Origin of the sequence: Mucilaginibacter terrae (genome assembly GCF_042679325.1) — a bacterium.
Taxonomy (GTDB): Bacteria; Bacteroidota; Bacteroidia; order Sphingobacteriales; family Sphingobacteriaceae; genus Mucilaginibacter; species Mucilaginibacter terrae.
This window is the reverse complement of record NZ_JBHTMJ010000001.1, coordinates 101425-124049: the sequence shown is the minus strand read 5'-3', so window position 1 is coordinate 124049 and position 22625 is coordinate 101425. Positions and strand designations below refer to the sequence as shown.

Sequence of the window (22625 nt, the reverse complement as noted above, 5' to 3'; positions counted from 1 at the left end):
AGTTAGTTTGGCGGCAAAGCTTTGGTGCCCCACGCAGATGCTTTATCACTCATTTGCAGCACCAGTTCGCCGCCCTTAACTATATCTTTATGATTGATCCAAGCTTGTGTAAACGGTTTTCCATTTAATGTTGCCGAGCTGATATATTGATTTTTATCAGATAAATTGAGTGCTGTAATTTTAAAATCCTTCCCGTTTTCCTGGTGTAATATGCTTTGTTTTAGCAGTGGAGCATGCAACAAATAGTAAGGCTGGCCTGCATTAGGATAAAAACCCATCATGTGAAAAATTAACCATGACGACATGGCCCCCGAATCATCATTACCGGGAATGCCCGCTGCCGATACATTGAAGTTTTTATTAATGATTTGCTTAACCCGCAGTCCGCTTAAATCGGGCCTGCCCGCCCAATGGTAAAGGCAAGGTGTTAAAAACGACGGCTCGTTGGCCACATCGTAGTAGTTGCGGGTAAACAGCGTATCCAGCCGGTTAATAAAAGCTGCATTACCGCCCGATTTTTTAATCACCTCCGAAATATCGTGAGGTATGCTTAATGAATACTCCCAGGAAGTACCTTCATAAAAAAAGCAGCACCACCAGCATATTTTTGGATATTCGTTAGTTAGCGGTGTGTATTTTAAATAAGCGGTTTTGCCTTCGGCAGCAGCATAGGCAATGCTATCGATCCATTTGCCGGCAGCATCCTTAGGCATAATAAAACCCTTAGCACCATGATCTTTATAGGTTGCACGCCATAGGTTTTGCCAATTGCCAGCTTGCTTTTTATACCGTTTGTACAGGTCCAAATAGTTTAATCCTTTAGCTACGGTAGCTATACAATAATCATCGTAAGCATAATCAACAGTACGGTTACCGGCCCTTACATAATTTGATGATACATATCCCAGGGTATTATAGTCGGGTAAACCACCCCGGCCCTCTTTTTCTTCATTGCCTCCCGGCGGTACGGTGGCATCCTTAATCATGGCGGTTAAAGCATACTCGTAATTTATACCGGTTAATCCTTTTACGTAAGCATCGGCTATCATCACTTCGGCATGGGAACCTCCTTGTGTGCGGCCATTGTAATTACCGCTGCGGGCATCGGGCATATAACCATCGTGCTGGTAAATATTGAGCAATGAGTTCACAATATCTACCTGCCTGGATGGGGTTACCAAGGTTATAAGCGGGCTTGAGGAGCGGAATGTATCCCAAATAGCATAAAAATCATCGTAATAGGGTTGATACGAAGTCCATAAAGGATTTTCGCCTGTGCGGTCAACAGGCATAAGCATGGTATGGTACATTGCCGTATAAAACATTGTTTTTTGAGCAGCTGTAGCGGCTGCATCAATTTCAAGTTTTTTAAAAAGTACTTCCCAGTTCTTCTCATTCTCATTCAGTACGTTTTCAAAGTTCCAGTGTGGTATTTCGGTATTTATATTTTGCTTAGCTTTTAACGTACTTATAAAAGAAATACCAATTTTAACCTTTACCGTATCTGCGGTGGCATCGCCAAAATATAGCAGGATACCGGTTTTTTCGCCCGTATCGGGTTGAGTGTTTTGACCAGGATATATCCGGTCACCTTTCCAGGTTGTATAGTGTTGAACCGGCTGGTTAAAAACTGCATAAAAATACACCGTGTAGGCAGCACCGTTATTCCAGCCACCACGTATGCGGCTATAGCCGCGCACTTCGGTCGGCGATACAACCTCTACTTCCGAACCTACAAACTGTTGTGCTTCGCGTGCATCGGGTACAGATTTTTCGCCTAAAAAGAAACCGGCATCCAGCTTAACGGCCTTTTTACTTTTAGCCGGATAAATATACTGATGAAAAGCCGCCCGGGCAGTTGTGGTTAATTCGGCTTTGATATTGTGCTTTTTAAGCAGCACACCGTAATACCCTAATTTAGCTACTTCTTTATCGCGAAGCGAACGCTGGTCTATCACATCACTATCACCAACAAAAGGCATTAACTGGATGTTGCCATACTTTGGTCCGCCTCCGGTACCACTAACATGTAACTGACTAAAGCCAATAACTGGTTCATTTATACCGGGTTGATAGCCGCTGTTAGAGCCGCCGCTACCACAATCGGGACCGGGCTTAACCATACCAAAAGGAGCAGAAGGGCCTACAAAAATATGCCCTTGCCCCTGCGAACCTATCATTGGGTCAACATAGGTATGATAAGGCTGTTGTGCCCATGCAGCCAATGGCAACAGCATAGCCATTAGTATAACTACCGGTTTCCAACGTATAATATTTTGGCTTATATCCATACTAATACGCCTTTACAGCTTCAAATTTTTGGGGGAAAGCCGCCCCGCCTTCCAAAGCGGTGATTTTAAGATTGACCACACCATGGTTCTCAACGGCATGCGCATAATACGCCGGTAAGTTAGCGCCCCAATTAACCGAGCAGTTACGTATAAATATATTAGTAGCCTGGTCAAAGTAAAAAGCCGATGTGCTGCCTTTTACCATACCTTCAACATTGCTTGGCCTGCGGTCGTACACGCCTCCGGGCAAATTAGTAGTTTTGTTGATGCGGATATCAACGTTATCGAAATAGATATTGGAAATCTTATCTGCCGATTCGCCGCTGATATAAGCACCGTTTTCGCTCTGGCATTTAATGTTACTGAAATAAATGTTTTTCACCCCGCCTACACGGCCTTCGGTTCGCCCTTTAGGTAAACGCCAGCCGGCATCTTTATTATTGGTGTTTGCACGACGGTAAGCGGTTATATAAATGGGTTCGGCCTTACCCCACCATACATCCGAAAACAAATGAGCATCGATAATAATATTAGAGAAAACCACATCGCTAACCGTGCCCTCGTCCCTGTTTTGAATACCCAGGCCCCTGTTGCTATTCCTGATGATGCAATTATTGATCACTACATGGCTAATGCGGTCCATATTTTCTGATCCTATCTTTATAGCGCATGAACTGGATGTCATGGTGCAATTATTCACCACAATATTTTCGCAAGCACCAAACTCTTCATATTCGCGCCTGTTTTTTAAGCAGATGCAATCATCGCCCGATTCAATATAGCAATTAGAGATACGTACATTTTTGCTATGATCCAGGTCTATTCCGTCACTGTTACGCACTTTAACACTGTTTAAAAGTGTCATATCCGAAATTACCACATCATTACAACCAACCAGGTGTATAGTCCAATAAGCCGAATTACGAATAGTTATATGATGGATTTGCACGTTTTTACAGCCAATTAGTGTTAACAAGTGCGGCCGCGGGTCGAGCACGTTAAAGGGTTTCAACTCGTACGAATCATCCAGTTCTTTCCCCATAAATGAAGTTCCGTTACCGTCAATTATACCACCGCCACAAATAGTAACTTCTTCCAGGTTATTACCGCCGATCCATATCGTACCCTCCCCTTTATTTTCGCGAAAGGCACTTTCTGTATAAAGTTTTTCATCGGGGCTTGCCAAAAGTTTGGCACCTGCTTCAACGTACAGCTCCACATGCGATTTAAGCTTAAAAGGACCTGCGACGAACGTATTACCGGCAGGTACAAGCACTCTGCCTCCACCCGCGGCTGCACAGGCATCAATAGTTTTTTGAATAGCAACCGCGTTATTTATCTTATCTCCTGCCTTTGCACCATATTGGGTTATATCAAATACATGCTCAACGGTATTACCATAAGCTGCCGGGATGGGCAAAAAGCCAATGATTAACAAGGCAGCCAACAGGGTTACGAGGCAATTTGAAAATTTGTTCCGGTTAAAATAGCTCATTTCATAATAGGTGTTAATCCTGAAGGCTGATTTGCAGGTTTTGCACCCCAGTTTGTATCAGGATTATCTTGTAAATAGATCTCCATTTTTCCTCCCTGCATAATGCCGGTATAACTTATAAAGTTTTTACTGTAAGGCTTCCCGTTCCATTTAACCGCATGTATGTAGCTTGCTTTGGGAGATGATTTATGGCAAACGACCTCGAATTTTTTACCTGATTGTAGAGATATCGCTACCCTATCGAACAATGGTGCGCATAACAAATACTCGCCCGATACCGGGTTTAACGGATAAAAGCCCATGGCAGCAAACATGTACCAGGCCGACATTTGCCCGGCATCGTCATTTCCCCCCAAACCACCAGGACCGTCACTGTATTCGGCAGCTAATATCGTTCTTACTTCCTTTTGTGTTTTCCAGCTGCTTACGGTGTAGTTATACATAAACGGGATTTGGTGACCTGGCTCGTTACCATGCCAGTATTCATTTTTCAGGAAAAGACTATCAAGCGCTGATTCCAGATTTTTGCGACCGCCCATGAGGTTGGCCAAACCGGTAACATCATGAGGCACATAAAAGGTGTATTGCCTTGGTGTACCCTCGGTAATATAGCTTTGCTTAATATCTGCATTGAACGGTTTTACCCAATTGCCGTTTTGCATACGGCCCCTTACCAACCCAACTGATGGATCAAACACGTTTACGTAATAGCCAGCCCTTTTTATCAGCACTTTATAATCTGACGCCTTATTAAGCTTTTTTGACATTTGCGCCAATGCATAATCATCATAAGCATACTCCAGTGTACGGCTAACCTGCTCCATTTTGTGAAAAGCATCTTTTACGCTATCCTCTAAAGGAATATAGCCGTGTTTTAAATAAGATGTTAATGCACGCCTGCCTTTTCCTTCCTGATAATCTTCCATAGTAGCTGGTTGTTCAAATGCATTTTTTCGCATTAACCGATAAGCTTTTTGCGTGTTTTGGGTACTTATACCTTTTAAATAAGCCGATGTGATAACCGATGTAGTGTGATCGCCGATCATTTCAGACGTATAACTGTTCCAGCAGGGAAAAATAGACAACCAGCCACCTTGCTCGCCTTTTAACATCAGCGATTGCACCAAGTTATTAATGAGTTTGGGGTTAAGAATTTCAAACAGGGGTAGTTGCGCCCTGTAAATATCCCAAAGCGAAAAATCATCATAATAATTACCATTAACAACTTTGGTTAGCTGGTAATTTGAAGCGAACACAGGATAGGTTCCATCCGTATCATTATATAAACGCGGATGCTGCATGGCATGGTAAAAGGAAGTATAAAAAATACGTTTATCAACTTCATTTGAGGTAGATACCACTACTTGTGATAATGCTTGCTGCCATACATTTTTGCATTGCTTTACCACACTTTCAAAACTTTGACCATTTAACTCGGCCAACAAACTTTTACGTGCGCCATCCAGGCTACTAAAGGAGGTGCCAATGCTAACCTGTATTTTTTCGCCCTTTTGCACCTTAAAACCTACATAAGCCCCTATATTTTTTTGTGCTATTATACTATCTGTCAAACTTACTTTTTCGCCAGAAAAAGTTCCTTTAGTGCCAAATGCTTTGGTTATTTTTATAACAAAATATCCGCTAAAACCGGCTGGCTTACCCCAACCCTGGTAAATGCGGTGTACCGGGTTATAACCGTAAATTTCTCCCCTTTTACTATCTATTTTAATGTAGCCCTCACCATAATCGCTGTTAGGTGTAATTAACAGGTACAGGCTATCAGCAGCACCGGCGGTAAACTCCATAAGGCCGCAACGCGGCGTGGCCGTAACTGCCGCGTGTAATTTATTTGCCGGTAAATTCAGCTTATACAAATACGGGGTCGACAGTTCATCATCATGTGTAAATTTGACAGCATAATTCACCGTTTTTAATTTGCCCAGTACCGGCATTACGGTTACACTGCCGTAATCCTGCATGCAGGAACCACTTATCCAGTGTGACCCTCTGAAACCTGTAAATTGGTCATCTTTGTAATAATATGGCGGGATGCATTTGCTTTCAGACACTTGGGTTTGCGGTGTCCACTGCGTCATGGCAAAAGGCGTGCATACCGATGGTATGGTATTAGCGAAATTTGCCAGTACCGAACCATGCTTTAACGCCGATGGGGTAGTACTGGTTGCCGTACCCGCCAACGGATTGACATACTTAACCAGGTCTGGCGTTTGTGCCATAACCTTAGCACCCGTAAAACAACATAAAACAATAAAGTATAGCCGCTTAATTAGCATTATAATATATAGGTTTTATAATTTTACGGTTGCCGGTAAATATTTAGCTATCAGATCCTCATAAAACGGTTTAAGCTCGGCTACAACCGGAGGTACAGGGCTTTTGGAGTACAAATCATAAGGATTAAACTTATCTACCCATTTAAACATTTCTTGGTCATGGCCGCTTAGCAAATGATCGTAAGCGTTTTCACGATGCTGGGAATAGAATGAATGGTAACGAATCATATACAAAGCCGGCTCAGGCAGGTGATTTTTGGTAAGATGATACAGATATTCATCGTGCCCCCATGACATGTGCACCTGATCTAACCCGCATTGATGTGTATATACACCATATTTAGTATTGTAACGTTCATCATTGGTATCAGGGTTATCGGCAAAAAATTCGGGGTAAACAATTTTATCCGAAAACTTACATCCTACAGGAAATGAGTCACCTACCACATTCCATTGCGGCTCGCCAAACAAGCATAGCACTTTGCCAAGGTCGTGTATAAAACCAGTTAATACAAACCAATCGGGGTGACCATCAGCGCGTATAGCTTCGGCAGTTTGCAGCAGGTGCTGTAACTGGTCAAGCGAAGTATCGGGGTCAGAATCATCAATTAATGTGTTCAGATACTCCATAGCCGCCCACCATGGCATTTCCATTTTATCGAACTTTAAAAAATTAGCTTTTTTGGCCAATACATTATCATAAGTTTGATATTGATGATTTAACCGGTAAAACTCGCGAACACTGTCTTTTTTAGGATCATTATAGTTTCTAAACTCTTCTTTAGATTTTGCCGTTCCCGGTTCCGGGTATCTCGACAAAACATCATCCTCCCAATCTTCTATACTTGACAATGGAGACATCTCTTGTTTGCTCAAATTTTCCATGTGTAATATTTTAATTTTTATTAATTTTTACCAAAACACGATGTACAAGGCGGCTAAAATGCCGCATATAATTACTGATGAAACCGCAAACGGGGTGCTTAACCTAAACATTTGGCTATTGACCTTAACCATACTGTTTTCACCTTTAGGTGCAGTAAGTGTTATGCCTACCATTACGGCCATGGTAATCACAAAAACCCACATCATACGGTTTAAAAAAGGGATAGGCTCCACCATACCTGCTGTAAGCTGAGGTAAAAATTTCAATATTATCGATAGTGGTATAGTAATTAAAGCTGCCACTAAAGCAGCGGTTGAAGTTGTTCTTTTCCAAAATAAGCCTAATAAAAAAATGGCCAGCACACCCGGAGATATAAACCCAACATACTCTTGTATAAACTGATAAATTTGATCGAAGGTGCGTAAAGCAGGTGCTATTATAATGGCAATTAATGAAGATATAATTACGGCCCAGCGCCCTATAATTACCATTTTACGTTCCGAAGCATTTTTGTTAATATATTTTTTATAAATATCTAACGTAAAAATAGTAGCGATACTATTGCTTTTGCCCGCGAGCGAGGCTACAATAGCAGCAGTTAAAGCTGCAAATGCCAACCCTTTTAATCCCGACGGCAGCAGGTTCATTAGTACGGGGTAAGCATGATCGGGTTTGATATGACCGGCGGCATCAGCCATTTCCTGCTGAAAAAAGCCTTGCTGGTATAAAACATAGGCCGCAATACCCGGTATTACCACAATAACAGGTATCAGCAGTTTTAAAAATGCGGCAAACAGTAATCCGTTGCGCCCGGTATTTATATTGGCGCCTAATGCCCGTTGTACAATATATTGGTTACAGCCCCAATAGTTAAGGTTGTTAACCCACATGCCCCCTGCCAGCAGCGATATGCCCGGCAGTTCATCATAAAACTTATTATCTTTTGTGAAAATCATGTGAAAATGATCGTCGGCATGTGTTCTTAGTATGGAGAAAGCATCTAAAACGCCAGTTCCATGTAATTTATCCGACACAAGACTCATGGCCAAATAACAGGTAACTAAGCCGCCGGCTATTAATATAAACACCTGCACAACATCGGTGTAACCAATAACTTTCATTCCTCCTAACGTAATAAACAGGGCAAATACCGCCAGCCCGATAATACAGGTATTAAATGATACGCCCGAAATGGTTTCGATAGCGCTGGCGCCCAAAAAGAAAATAGAAGTAAGATTGACCAGCACATAAGTGAGCAGCCAAAACACCGTCATAATTGAGCTTACTGTACCGTTATACCTGTTTGCCAAAAACTGAGGCATAGTATATATTTTATTTTTAACATAAACCGGTAAAAAAAATATGGCTACAATAATTAAGGTTGCAGCGGCTATCCATTCATAACTGGCAATAGCCAACCCCATAGCAAAACCCGAACCAGACATGCCTATAAAGTGCTCGGCAGATATGTTGGAGGCAATGATAGAAGCACCAATGGCCCACCAGGTAAGCGAACCTTCGGCTAAAAAAAAGTCTTTTACGTTTTTATCAACAGATTTTTTACGCTGATACACCCAATAGCCATAACCAGATACTATAATAAAGTATATGCAAAAAACAATATAATCGTTTACAGACAAATGATTCATTTTTACAGGTTATAACTGGTTAATTAAAAATGGATAAAATATATTAACTAAAGCTTATTAAGCTATTATTTATTTACGAAAACGGTTACGTTATTCGCCTATTGCGTTTTAACAGCGTTTTGGTTTTCCCCGGGCAGGTTTATGCTTTTTAAAGATGGACTGGTTACTTTGTTTAATATAACCGTTGGTAACACCTTTGCATTAGGCAGGTTCAACCCTTGAACATCAAGCCCGTTTACATCATCAAAAACCATCGACGGCCTGAAATCATTTTCCAGTAATTTGAGGGTAACGTTTTTAAGTTTAATGCCCTTGGCATGCCTTACATAAAGGCCCCATGCCGGTAATTCGCCAAACATGGTAAACTCAGGATAATTAGGTATTTGTTCGGGTACAGTACTTAACAAATCGGTGCTTATATATGCTTTTTCTTTATTGGCACCACCTCCGTAGGTAATTTCTATATTCTCCAATATTACATCCTCTATCGCATGGCCCGGAATACCGGTTATGGAAGCAGGTAGCAAATTATGTGGCGGTACTTTAGGCGGCGGCCCTTCAACCGGGTAACCAATATCGGGTTTAGCCGATGGAATTTCGGCTTTTACATTACCAATGTAAACATGTTTTATGGTACTGTATTTATCATCACTGTTGCGGTGCCCCAGGCGTATCAATATGGCATTACCCGTATTTTTAGCCTGTACATTGCTCACGTTAATGTTTTCCATATCGGCCCCGTCAACAGTTTCCAACGCTACAGCCGACCGGTAGGTATCGTAAACAGTTAAGTTTTTTACCGTAATATTCTTAAAGGTACCCAATGACCCCGTACCTAACTTAAAGGCGCTGGCACTTGACCGTACTGTGCAATTTTCAACATATATATTTTCACAGCGCCCGCTTCGCTCTTCCGACTTTAAGCAGATCCCGTCATCAGCGGCATTTACAAAGCAATTAGTAATCCTTACGTCTTTCGAATCTACTATATCTATACCATCATTGTTCCAATAGGCAGTACTTATTACCCTGATATGGTTAATAACTACCTGGCTACATTTTTTATAGTTTTGAACCCAGCAGGCTGCATTTTTTATAGTTACACCGGTTACTTTAACATTGGTACAATCATAAAAGTGAAGTACTCCAGGCCTGTTGCTTTCGGTAGGCCGCTTTAACAGCCACTCCTTGTCTTTAATTATTCCTTGCCGTAATAATACAAACACGTTCTCTACAAGTTCTCTTCCCTGCCCATCTATAATACCGTTACCTGTTATGGCAATATTTTGCTGCGAAACAGCCGATATAACAGCCATTTTATCTTTCGGATAGTCCATTCTGTTGGTGCTGCCCATAAGTAAAGCATCATCATCCAAATGCAGCTCCACACCAGTTTTTAGTACCAGCGGACCGGTTATATAAGTTCCTGCAGGTACCAGAACCATCCCACCGCCATGCGAGGCCGCGTCGTCAATGGCCTTTTGTATGCTTTTGCCATTGTTTAACCGCAGGCTGGGCTTGGCACCGTAAGCTGTAATATTATATGTTTTTTGTTGTGCAAATACCAATACGGGCAGTATATTTACTACCATGGCAATTACCAGGTGTTTTATTATCCTCATTCAATAATATATCTATCGGGTTTGTAATGCAGCTGCGGCAGAAATTTTAAAAAATCTCTTCTATCAACAGCCGTTTTGTACTTGTATTATTACAATTAATTGATCCGGTTTAATTTTATAAAAAAGGTTTCATTTTGTTTAAGCTCAAACGCAGATGTCCATTTGCCGTTACGGATATCGATATTCAGTTCTTTATCGGGTGCGCCGTTGGCTATAGCCTTTAAACTGTTTTCTTGTTGCTGTGACATATAAGAAGGCGAACCCATTTTTAAATAAGATGTGTACGGATCATTTTTCATATATCCTACACGATAGATCTGTAGTTTATATTTCCCATTGGTTAAATGATCAACAGATAATTTAACTGTACCTACTGCTTTAGAAGGCAACAGCTTGCTGTAAAATTGTTGATTGTAAGAGCTATCGGGAGATAGTAGACGGTAATCCCAAAACAATACCTGTATATTGCCTTTGCTGTCTTTACATATCCATGAACTACGATCTGTATTTACTAACTCTCTTTCTCCCAGTTCATTAATAAATTTATAGGCAAAATACGAAGGTTTTTTAATGGATTGCAAATTGAGCAAGCCAAAACCACCATGAAATGGCTTTAGCGGGGGCCCTGCCTCCTCAAATATATCGGTAAACGTCCAGTATGACATGGAGTTAACCAAGTGCTCCGTTTTCTTTAACACATTAAGCACGTAGGCTGCGTTTTGATAAGTATCGTGCAACGGATCGAGCGGGTTAGGCGATGAATTCCACTCGGTAATATGAATTTCTCTTTTGCTCAGGGCCGATGCATTAACATCCTGCCTTACTTTGTTTACGGCTATAGGTATTCCGTCGGCTTCCCGCATTTGCGTACGCCTTTTACCAAACTCGTCAAATACGGAGCGGGTGCCGTAGGCATGGGTAGAAATAAAATCTACCAGTTGCGGGTAAGTGGCAAACTCTTCTAAAGCCTCCTTGATCCACGTACTGCCCGATGTGGCCGGACCGCCCACCCTATAGGTAGTTGAAACAATTTTAACTGCCTTTGCAGTTGCTACATACAATTTAAAATATTCTTTAATATCACCGCCGAAAAACTCTTTTAAATTAGGTTCGTTCCACACTTCAAAGTACCATTGCTCTACTTCCTTTTTACCGTAGCGCTCCTCAAAATGCTTAACCATGGCAGTAATAAAAGCCGACCATTTTTCGTATGATTTAGGCGGGGTGATATTACCTTTCCACCAAAATACCGTTTTTTCGCCGCTGGCTAAAGCCGGTGGCATAAAACCAAATTCTACAAAGGGGCGTACTTTTATACGTAATAAAAAATCATATAACTTATCAACATACTGCCAGTTATATACCGGGTTACCTTTGGCATCTTCGGTATAGGCATGCATATCATCATTAAGCAAGCCATGAAAACGGATATATTTAAACCCTACTTCTTTTTTTATTAAGGTAAGCTGCTCCTGCCAATCGGCCCGTAACCCCTCGCTGGCTCTGCCTGCACCTACACATTCCTGGTAAACATGGCTCCGGGTTCCTGCTACCTTGGTAATATCGATTTTAATAACACGTGTACTATCGGTATCGGCAGCTTTGCAATTGAAAATGAATAATAACAGAACAGCTAAAAAACAAGTTATGGCAGTATATTTCATAAGGTAGTGAAATTATAAAAACCAATCCTCTGGTATAGCCAGGGGATTGGTTGGATTTTTGGATAATATTTGATTAATATCCAGGGTTTTGAGGGAAAGCACCTCTGTTTAAATCAATTTGTTGCTGAGGTATTGGGCGAAGCAAGAATTTTGCATCTAAAACTGTTTTACCAGTTTGTGCTGCTTTAAGTTCTTCATTATACAATAATGAGCGCGTAAGTAATTTATTGGTACTCACATTACCTACGGTTTCATACATTCTTTTTAGTTCATACCATCTAAACTCTTCGCCAACTAATTCCCTGGCACGTTCTTCCAATATTACGTCGAGTGTTACTATACCTGAGTACTGTAATTCGGCAGCATAGGTTAGTCCGCTAACAGGATTAGTACCCGTTTTGGCCGCCCTTGTTCTTAAAGTGTTTAAATAAGTTAAAGCTTTTGACTGGTTACCTAATTTAACATAAGCTTCAGCAGCCATCAGGTATGTTTCGGCCAACCTGAAAATATAAGTATCCCGTGCACCGCCGTTATCAACATAACCGGCAACGAATGGATCACGGAACTTTTTAAACTGTGGATAATTGCGTACTGAAGCCAAAAACGGAGAAGTACGATATTCATCGGGGTTAATAACAATGTATTTGCGGAGTGCTTTTTGTGCAGGAGTAAATGCTACGTTAGGATAATAAATCAAGGTATCGCCAACAGCAAAACTTTTGCCACTATAAGTGCCTGCAATCTGTGTGATTATAGCATCATATACAGTTGCCAAATAACGACTATCACTTGTTTTGTTAAACAGACTAAAAAAATAAGGAACAGGAGCTATAGCATTGTTAGTTTTACCATAAAAAACACTTCTTCCAAGCAGTGCTGTGTTTTGAACATCCCACATAAACCATTGGTGAAGGGTATTACCGCCACCATTAAAAAGTGTATTTGTACTATATTGAACCGAAAATATCACTTCGTTATTAGCCTGATAATTAGCAACATTAGGATCAAACAAATCAGAAAATCTCGGCTTTAAAGCGTAAGTACCTGAATTGATTACCGTTTCGGCTAAGGTTGCCGCCTGTGTAAAGTCGGTATTACCGGCACCATATGACTTATACCCGCGGGTTAAGTAGACCTTTGATAATAAATGTTGGGCAAAGCCCTTGGTTACACGGCCAAAATCGGTAGTGGTGGCAGGTAAAGCAGCAATGGCATCATTCAAATCCTGAATTATTTGTGTATAAATATCCTTTTCGGGCGTACGAACAAATGCTAATGTTATATCACCTGTAGTACGGGTTAAAACCAAAGGCACATCCCCAAAAGTCTCTGCCAGATAAAAATAATAATAAGCACGCAACGCTTTTGCTTCTGCAACTCTAATATTTATAGTTGTGGCATTACCACCAGTTACCCTTGTGCTCCAATATAAAGTGTTGTTAGCAATGTTTATTGCTGCATATAACTGTGTATAAAAATTTTGTACATCACCATTAAAGGAGTTGAAGTTTATATTGTACAAGTTTTCGCCATTGTTATCTGTAATATTTTGTGTGCTGTAGGTGTCGGTGCCTAAATTAAAGAAACCCGGAAAGTTTACTATGCCACGTAAAGTAGCATAATTTGCTTTAACCAAATCTTCAAAACCTGATGGTGTATCGTAATAACCTTCGGCAACACGGTTTGCAGGATTGTATTCGTCTGTAAACTTTTTACAGCCTGTAATACCGATCAGTAGTGCAAATGTGCTGATCAGTAAATATTTTTTATTGATATATTTCATCATAAAATTTTTAATAATTATATCCAATTATAAAGTAAGCGTTAAACCCATCATAATAGTACGGGTGCGGAAGTCCTGATTAAGGAATGAATTACCGCTGGGATTTTCAGGGTCCCATCCAATAAATTTGCTGAATATAAAAGGGTTAAAGGCATTGGCATAAACCCTGAGGCCCTGAATACCAACTTTACTAAGAACCTTTTTAGGAATAGTATAGCCTAAAGTTATATTACTGATTTTAGTGTACGAACTGTTTTGAAACTGTGCTACAGTTCTGGCTTCACCATCCTGCTCAATAGCCGTATTGGCCCAGGTATTACTTGGATTTGTGGGAGTCCAGTAATCGCGGTCAAATGCGCCAAAACGCGCACGGGTTTGATCGCCGTTCATTGCCTGTTCTAAAAACACACTATTTTCAAAAGTACCTTGTCTGGTGTATAAGGTAACGCTAAAATCGAAATTAGCATAATTCATAGTACTGGTTAAACCACCAAACCATTTAGGCATATCGCTACCAACAATTTGCCTGTCGACCGAAGAGATTTGCCCGTCAGGTACGCCATTAGGACCACTGATATCTTCAATTTTGTATTGCCCGGGTATTCTTCCAAAGCTTTTAGCTGCAGCAAGTTCCTCATTTTGCCATACGCCTATTATTTTATAGCGATAAACAACTCTTGATTGCTTGCCGATAAATAGCCCATTACCTATATCATCCTTACCATCGCCATATAACTCCAGTATTTTATTTCTATTGATGGCAAAATTAAAATTGGTATTCCATGTAAATTTAGATGAGCGAACATTAACCGTATTAATACCTACCTCAATACCCTGGTTACGAATTGTACCCAAATTATTAGGTATAAAGCTATAGCCATTTCCATCTGGAATTCTTTGGTTTAAAAGAGTTCCCTTAGTTGTTTTTCGGTACAAATCCAGTTGCAAACCAATTCTATTATTCAACATTTGCATATCCAGACCAGCATTATATTCATCTGTTTTTTCCCAGGTTAAATTTTGGTTACCAAGTGCCGGCAATAAACCGTTTGCTCCCACTCCGTTAAAATCATACAGGGTTTGTCCCAATCTTTCTTGTGTAACATAGGGTTGCAGGTAATTACTTAATGCAGCATTTCCTGATTTACCGTAGCTTAACCTGAATTTTAACAGATCAATTGCTTTTATATCCTTTAAAAAATCTTCCTGGCTGGCTATCCATGCAAATGCTCCAGATGGAAAATAGCCCCATTTTTGCCCAGGTGCGAATATAGAGTTACCATCGGCCCGTATAGTAGCTGTAAATAAGTAACGGTCATTATAAGTATAATTAGCCCTTCCGTAATACGACGTAATATTTTGCTTGCTATAACCACTAATTACGCCTACTACCGGTGCTATACCATTAACAGTTGTAGCTGATTGTAAATTATACCATAATGAATTGAACGGAAGACCTGCTGCTGAGCTCGAGCTAAAATCCTGTTGGTGATACTCAAAGCTGTTACCTAAAGTAACATCAAATTTATTTCTTCCAATTTCGTTACTATATACCAACAGATTGTCCCAGGTATAATTAACCCACTGATTGGAACTGCTTGATGCGCTGTTTGGCAGAGTACCTAAACGGGTCTTTGAAAAAGTATCATTAAACTGCCCTTGGCGTTGAAAAGTAACATCGGGGCTAAATGAAGTACGTAATCTTAAACCTTTAAATAAAGTGGCTTCGGCATATATATTAGGTAAAACGTGGATGTATTGCTGTTGCCTGATTTCGTTCCTGAAATCAAATAGCGGATTGGTGATTTGCGCTTCAGTTTCATAAGCAAAAAACCTTTCCGATCCATCGGCATTATAAGCGCTACCTGTAGGACGAAGGCGGTAAGCGCTACGAAAAGCTTCAGAACTGCTTGGGTGGATATCAGCAAATGTGGTGTAAATAGAACCACCTGCTTTAAAGATACTGCTTAAAGTTTTGTCTATACCGGCTTTTAAAGTATATTTTTTAGTGACTTCAGCCTTCATAGTACCTTGATAAGATTGAAAACCGGCAGCTAAAAAGTAATTAGTTTTTTCGTCTCCGCCTGTTATAGAAAGGTTTTGATTGGTTGATACTCCGTTACGTTTGATCAAGTCTACCCAATCGGTATAAGTACCATTGGCGATGTTAGTTAACTCAGTAGCTGAAAATATATTATTATCTGATATAGGTGTAGTCGGTATCGGCTGATTGTTCCTGATAGCTGCCGCCCTTGGCAATTCATAAAAATAATCGCGGACGTAATCCACAAACTTAGGGCCATCCATTACCGGAGGTATGTGATATGGATTGACAATACCCACATAAGCGTCATAAATGATTTTTGCTCCACCTTTACTTCCTCTTTTGGTAGTAACTAATACTACACCATTTGAACCACGAGATCCATATATAGCTGTGGAAGACGCATCTTTTAACACATCTATTCTCTCAATATCCGCAGGGTTTATATCGTTAACCGGGTTAGTTGCACCACCATTTTGACCCACCGGTATGCCATCAATTACATATAAAGGCTGTGTATTTCCGGTAATTGAGTTGGCACCTCTAATCTCGATACTGAAATCAGATCCGGGTTTGCCCGAACCACGTTTAATATCCACACCCGGCAAACGACCCTGCATAGCTTCTTGTGTACCTGTAGCGCGAGCACGGGTAATTTCTTCTGATTGCAGCGAGTTAACCGTACCGGTAAGGTCGATCTTCTTTTTAGTGCCGTAGCCAATAACCACCACATCTTCTAACGCCTGGCGGTTTTCGGTGAGGGTTATCGAAATATCGGTTTGGCTACCTACAGTAACTTCCTTACTATCGAAACCAATATAGTTTAAAACCAAAACCGAGCCGGTGGGCACATTAATGTTAAACTTTCCGTTTACATCGGTAGATGTGGCCTGCAGGCCTCCTTTAACTTTTACGGTAACTCCGGGAAGTGTACCACCCTTGCTATCCACAACTGTTCCTTTTACGGCGGTTTGTGCAAAAGCATAATTAAAGGAAATAAGCATAAGTAGCAAAATTGTTACTACAGATTTATTATGCTTAAATAATTTAAGTCTAATTTTAATCATATAATTTAGTTTAATTGATAATGAGAATTATTGGCACCCAGTATTTCAAGCTTGGTTATAACTTTACTATGCAATAATTCAATTGGTTTATTTATCGAAGGTGTAAAAAAATATTAAATGTCAACTATACATTTATGCTATTTATTTACGCAAACGTTTACGTAAAATTGCGCTTTTTGTACTATTAAACGCACATTTATGAGCAAATAATATTAATTACCCAATACCTGCCGACTTAAATTTGAAACTATTTTTATTAGTTTTATTATCAAATTCGGTCATTATTTATTAGATAAATAATGCACACAGGTTTACATTGTTATTAATACAATATTTTGCACGTTAATTTTTATGAAAATTGTGCGTTTTTTTTAATGTTGAAACAATGCTTTGCAGCATAACTTTTTCAATAATTTCCTGTTGACGCCCTTTTAATAAGTATAGATTTCAGTTCCTGATCTTCTGTTTCAAACATTTTTTTTTGTAGTTTTTTAAAAAGTATATCTGCTGCCCGCTGCCCCATTTCAAACGCCGGTTGCGTAATGGTTGTGAGCGGTGGGTTTAAAAGAGAGGCACTTTCCAAATTTGAAAAACTTATGATCTTAATATCTTCTGGAATTCTTAAATTCAGTTCATTGCAGGCCATGTAACATGGGAAAGCCATTTCTTCTACCGATGACAGTATTCCATCCGGCTTAAAGCTGGTTAAATGGCTTTTAATAAGTTGCTTATTAGTTAACTTGTTATTACCAACGTTTACCATCAGGTTTTCATCAGGTAAAAGGCCATTGGCCTGTAGCGCATCTATATATCCACGTAACCTATTTTGCCCTGCAGCTATCTTGTTTAGAGCCTTACAATACAAAATTCTTTTGCAACCGCAGTTTATTAAATATTGAGTTGCATTAAAAGAACTTTCATAATCATTGGTAATTACACCGGCTACGTCAATGTTTTCGTACACCCTATCAAAGAAAACAATGGGTATTTTTTTTGATAAATCGGAAAAGTGCCCGCTGTTGTTCGATTCGTTTGAAACAGATATCAATATACCCTCTACACGGCCATTGAGCATGCGGTTTGTAAAAGATATCTCCATTTCACTATCCTCATGCGATTGATAAATCAGCACATGAAAATCGTGTTTACGGGCAATATCTTCTATTCCATTAACAGCTAATGAAAAAAAATGGTTATTTATTTCGGGGATGATTACGGCAATGGTTTTACTTTGAGGATGGCGTAAATTACTGGCAAATGGGTTAGGTTCATAATTGAGCTTTTTAGCTAAAGCCAAAACTTTTTCTTTTGTAGAGGTACTTATTTCATGACTGTCTCGCAGTGCCCTCGATACACTTGCCGCCGAAAGATTTAGCTCATGTGCAAGTTGTTTAATATTTATACCACTCATACAAAATGATTTTACTGTACTATAATTAAGGGTTATTGAGTTGATATATGCTAACCTAAATAATTTACAAAATTTTAATTAGAATGCACTGTTAAATGCTGTGTAAATAATCTGCTGATTTTTGATTGAGAAATAGGCTGATTTTTGTTTTAAAAAGTGTTTAAGGTAGCGGCATCAGCTCATATACTTTACCCTTATCTGTTTTAATTGTTAACTCATAAACATCATTAATTTTCACCGGTTTAATACCAATATTGCCAATTATTAAAGGGTATTTGGAAATTACCTTGCAAATACCGCCATTTTTTGATAATAGAACGGCATGAGTTAGCTTATTGCCTGCCCAGTTGATATTCACTACAAAACCGCCCCTGGCCACAAGGCCCTTTACCACCCCGCTATTCCAGGCATCGGGCAGGGCTGGCAATAAATAGATATTACCATTCTGGCTTTGCATCAGCATTTCTGCTACGCCAGATGCACCGCCGAAATTACCATCTATTTGAAAAGGGGGGTGTGCATCAAACAGGTTAGGATAAGCACCTCCACCTTTACTGTAATCATATCCACTTTCGCGTGTAATTCGCAAAAGATCGCGGTAAAGTTTATAAGCATGATTACCATCCTGCAAACGTGCCCACAAATTAACTTTCCAGGCAAGGCTCCAGCCGGTACTTTCATCCCCTCTTAATTCTAACGATCTTTTAGCTGCTGCTGCCAATTGGGGCGTTTTTGCTATAGATATTTCATTTGAAGGATATACCGGGTATAAATGTGATACATGACGGTGATGCGGGTCGGGCGATTCATAGTCTTTAAACCATTCCTGCAACTGGCCCTCGCTGCCTATTTGGTATGGTATAAGTTTGCTCTTTATATTAATTAACGTATCCCTAAATGTGGCATCGGTAGCTAATACTTTACTTGCTGTTATTAAATTATCAAACAGGTCCCTGATAATAGCCATATCCATAGTGGTAGATACAGATACACCGCTAACCTTACCGGGGGCATAAATAAAATCATTTTCGGGCGACATGGAAGGCGCTGTTACCAAATGCCCGCTGCTATCGGCAACTAACCAGTCCTGAACAAATTTTGCTGCCCCTTTCATTAATGGGTAAGCCGTATTCTTTAAAAATTGCTTATCGCCTGTGTATAAATAATGTTCCCAAAGATGCCGTGTAAGCCAATTGCCGCCCATAGGCCAGTTAGCCCACTTAGGATCGCCGTATCCAAAATCACCTACCGGGTTTGCCAGGGCCCATATATCCGTGTTATGATGCGTAACCCACCCCCTTGCATGATAATATTCTTTTGCAGCAGTTGCCCCTGTTACTGATAGCTCCTGTATAAGATCAAACAAAGGTTGATGCATTTCTGATAAATTACAACTTTCGGCCATCCAGTAATTCATCTGTACGTTAATGTTACTGGTGTAATTTGAACTCCATGGAGCCCGAAGTTCTTTGTTCCATATTCCTTGCAAATTAGCAGGTACACCAGCGGTACGCGAGCTACTGATAAGCAAATAGCGGCCATATTGAAAATATAAAGTTTCGATGCCGGGGTCTTTAGCACCCTTTGTATAAGCAGCCAACCTTTCATCTACAGGTAAACTACTTTTTGTGCTACTGCTATTATTAAGCGTTAAATACATCCGGTTAAAATAATATTGAAAATCAGCTAAATGCGCACTTAACAACTTTGTGTACGATTTTTGCAATGCCTTATTTAAATTGTTGAGCGCTATACTGTTTTCATCCCTATCGGGGCATTGATTAAAGCCGTTGAAACTGGTTGCCGCCGATAGGTAAAGGGTAACTGCTGAAGCATCTTTTATAGTAATATCACTATTATGGCCGGTAATTTTACCATCATTGCTTACAGCTTTTACCAGTAATGTGTAACGCATACCTTTACAATGGTCATTATCGTCATAAACTATCGGGTCTTTTTTGTAGTTTACATAGCTGGGTTCAACATGGGCAGGTGCCTTACCGCTGAGTGCCAGCACATTGTTTTTTAACAACTGATTTGCAAAACGCAGTTGACTGCTGGTGTTTATTTTTAAATTTAACTGCTTAGGTTTACTACTGGTAATACGTACAATTATAACCTGGTCAGGCGCCGATGAAAATACTTCACGGGTATAGCTTGTACCGTTAACGGTGTACTTTGTGGTAGCTACCGCATTTTGAATATTAAGGTCCCTGTAATATTTTTCTGATTTTTGTGCGGTATTAAAAACTTGCTGAATATGTAAATCGCCAAGGGGCAAATAGCTTTGTGTATAAGGCCCCTGTATTTTTTTATCCAGTTCCTGCGCTTTTTTATAATCGCCTTTAAATAGTGCGTTTCTAACCTGCGATAGGTAAGAAAAGGCATCAGGATTGAGGTTTTTTTTCATAGGCCCCCCCGACCATAAGGTAGCTTCGTTCAACTGGATCAATTCATCATCAATTTTGCCAAAAACCATTGCTCCTAACCTGCCGTTACCTACCGGTAAGGCTTCTGTCCATACGGCAGCCGGCTGTTTATACCATAAGGTATTATCCTGCGCTTGAGCATTGTATGTTATAAATTGCACCAGCAATAATAAAACACAATTCAGGAATTTAATTAGCCTGTTTTTCATGAATGGAAGCGTAATATTTATTAAAGAAATGATGTGTTGTTAACGTAATTTATGTTTTATACTTTACCTATTAAGGTTACTATAATTTTCAGTTAGGAAATATGTTATAAAACCAATGATTAACCATTGGCAATTTTAAACGCACACCCGTATTTGCCTTGCAAATGGTCGGGAATATTTATAATCAGACCATCGGCAGTTTGCAAAAAGTTTAAGGGCTGATTGCTTCCTGGCAATGCTACCGAAGAGATACGTTCTTTGTAATATAAGCTTTGGGTTGATAAGGATTTTACCGTTACTTTGTTCTTGCTTATAGTTCCCAGTACAATAGCATAAAGCGCATTACCTTTAGCTGTAAATCTAATATCCTCATCGGTAAAAGGTTTACCTTTTCCTTCGTTAAAACCCTGGGCAGTAAGTGGTGCTGATGATGTTAAAGCAGGCCCTTCACCCAAAATTTTCCATGGGCGGGTACCATAAATACTTTCTTTATTTATATCCATCCATAAAGCAACTTCTTCCAATACAGCCCTTTCTTGTTCGTCAATGGTACCATCTCCCCTAACCGGCACATTCAATAGTAAATTACCGTTTTTACTCACCACATCAACCAACGTTTGTATAACGGTTTTTGCAGTTTTATACCCTTTTTTATCGTAAATTCTTCGGTCGTAATGCCAATCGCCCAGGCAGGTATCAGTTTGCCATGGCAAACTTTCTATCCGGTTGCTCTGTCCGCGTTCAATATCCCAAACCATACATTTGAGTTGCTGTTCGTTCAATATTTTGCCAAAAACCACAGCCTCTAATTGTCCGTGTTTCTTAATACTTTTATTATATAAATGCGCTGCAATACGTAAACCTGCATCATTAACCGGCCACAGCGGCAGTGCTGTATCATCAAAATAAACCAAGTCGGGTTCGTACTTGTTAATTAGTGTTAGCGTACGGTTATAAAACTTTTCAAAGTATGCTTTACTGGGCAAATTCACTCCTTTTTGCCATTCCCAAACCTTAATTACAGAATATGTTGTGTTTTCGGTAGTGCTTAGCGGATGTTTTTGTGCATATAATTCTTGCGGATCGGTACCCTCCCACCAGGTACCTGCACCGGCCGAAAGGTCTATATTACCATCATAGGGTACACCTGCATAAGCTCCGGTTTTATCAGCATGCTGTGCAGCTTCATACCACGTATGTGCATGTGAAGCATGTACACTTACACCAAAACGCATACCTTGGGCTTTTGCTGCCTTTGCCCATCCGCCTATTAAGTCTTTTTTAGGTCCAAAACGGGTTGAGTTCCAAGACTGGTATTTATTAGGAAACAGATCAAAATTATCATGATGGTTAGCCAGGGCGAAAAAGTACTCGGCACCCGCCCGTTTATACAAGTTTAGTAAATCATCAGGGTTCCAGTTTTCCGCTTTCCACTCATTTATAACATCTTTAAAGCCAAACCTGGAAGGATGGCCATACTTTTGTACATGGTATTTATAGGCATCACTGCCTTCAATATACATTTTGCGGGCATACCAGTCACCAAACTCAGGCTGGCACTGAGGGCCCCAATGTGCCCATATACCAAACTTGGCATCGCGAAACCAATTGGGAACCTGGTACTGGCTCAACGACTCCCAACTTGGTTTATAAGGGCCTTTAACGGTTATTGGTGGAGTATTGGCCAAACCGTTCCAAAAGGTGTTTGCTTTTAGTAAATTGGGGAATCCTAAAGCTGGCAACGCCCCTACAGCAGTTTTTATCAGCGTTCTTCTTTTCAT

Annotated in this window: 12 protein-coding genes; all 12 read right to left on the bottom strand. The window is 40.1% G+C overall.

Features of this window, described 5'->3' with window-relative positions; translation table 11 throughout:
- Positions 1 to 2 precede the first annotated feature (2 nt).
- Complete coding sequence (locus ACFQ3S_RS00465) at positions 3 to 2291, bottom strand: GH92 family glycosyl hydrolase (protein ID WP_377160083.1); 2289 nt, start codon at positions 2289 to 2291, stop codon at positions 3 to 5.
- Between the two features lies 1 nt (position 2292).
- Positions 2293 to 3738 carry a glycoside hydrolase family 28 protein gene (locus tag ACFQ3S_RS00460; RefSeq protein WP_377160081.1) on the bottom strand — a complete coding sequence of 482 codons (1446 nt, stop codon included), beginning with the start codon at positions 3736 to 3738 and terminating at the stop codon, positions 2293 to 2295.
- Between the two features lie 44 nt (positions 3739 to 3782).
- Positions 3783 to 6080 (bottom strand): GH92 family glycosyl hydrolase, encoded by a 2298-nt coding sequence (locus ACFQ3S_RS00455; RefSeq protein ID WP_377160079.1) that lies wholly within the window; start codon positions 6078 to 6080, stop codon positions 3783 to 3785.
- A gap of 15 nt (positions 6081 to 6095) precedes the next feature.
- On the bottom strand, positions 6096 to 6965 hold the full coding sequence (locus ACFQ3S_RS00450) for an inositol oxygenase family protein (RefSeq protein WP_377160077.1): 870 nt from the start codon (positions 6963 to 6965) through the stop codon (positions 6096 to 6098).
- A gap of 27 nt (positions 6966 to 6992) precedes the next feature.
- A complete protein-coding gene (locus ACFQ3S_RS00445) occupies positions 6993 to 8615 on the bottom strand; it encodes a sodium:solute symporter family transporter (RefSeq protein ID WP_377160075.1) in 1623 nt (540 codons plus the stop codon).
- Between the two features lie 98 nt (positions 8616 to 8713).
- Positions 8714 to 10237 (bottom strand): glycoside hydrolase family 28 protein, encoded by a 1524-nt coding sequence (locus ACFQ3S_RS00440; RefSeq protein ID WP_377160073.1) that lies wholly within the window; start codon positions 10235 to 10237, stop codon positions 8714 to 8716.
- A 95-nt stretch (positions 10238 to 10332) separates the two neighbouring features.
- Positions 10333 to 11901, bottom strand: a complete 1569-nt coding sequence (locus ACFQ3S_RS00435) for a GH39 family glycosyl hydrolase (RefSeq protein WP_377160071.1) — start codon at positions 11899 to 11901, stop codon at positions 10333 to 10335.
- Between the two features lie 73 nt (positions 11902 to 11974).
- A complete protein-coding gene (locus ACFQ3S_RS00430) occupies positions 11975 to 13687 on the bottom strand; it encodes a RagB/SusD family nutrient uptake outer membrane protein (protein ID WP_377160069.1) in 1713 nt (570 codons plus the stop codon).
- Positions 13688 to 13711: 24 nt separating this feature from the next.
- A complete protein-coding gene (locus ACFQ3S_RS00425; RefSeq protein ID WP_377160067.1) occupies positions 13712 to 16732 on the bottom strand; it encodes a SusC/RagA family TonB-linked outer membrane protein in 3021 nt (1006 codons plus the stop codon).
- A gap of 469 nt (positions 16733 to 17201) precedes the next feature.
- Positions 17202 to 18206 (bottom strand): LacI family DNA-binding transcriptional regulator, encoded by a 1005-nt coding sequence (locus ACFQ3S_RS00420; protein WP_377160065.1) that lies wholly within the window; start codon positions 18204 to 18206, stop codon positions 17202 to 17204.
- Positions 18207 to 18366: 160 nt separating this feature from the next.
- Complete coding sequence (locus ACFQ3S_RS00415) at positions 18367 to 20844, bottom strand: glycoside hydrolase family 95 protein (RefSeq protein ID WP_377160063.1); 2478 nt, start codon at positions 20842 to 20844, stop codon at positions 18367 to 18369.
- Between the two features lie 119 nt (positions 20845 to 20963).
- Entirely contained in the window at positions 20964 to 22625 is a 1662-nt protein-coding gene (locus ACFQ3S_RS00410; protein WP_377160061.1) for an alpha-L-fucosidase, read from the bottom strand.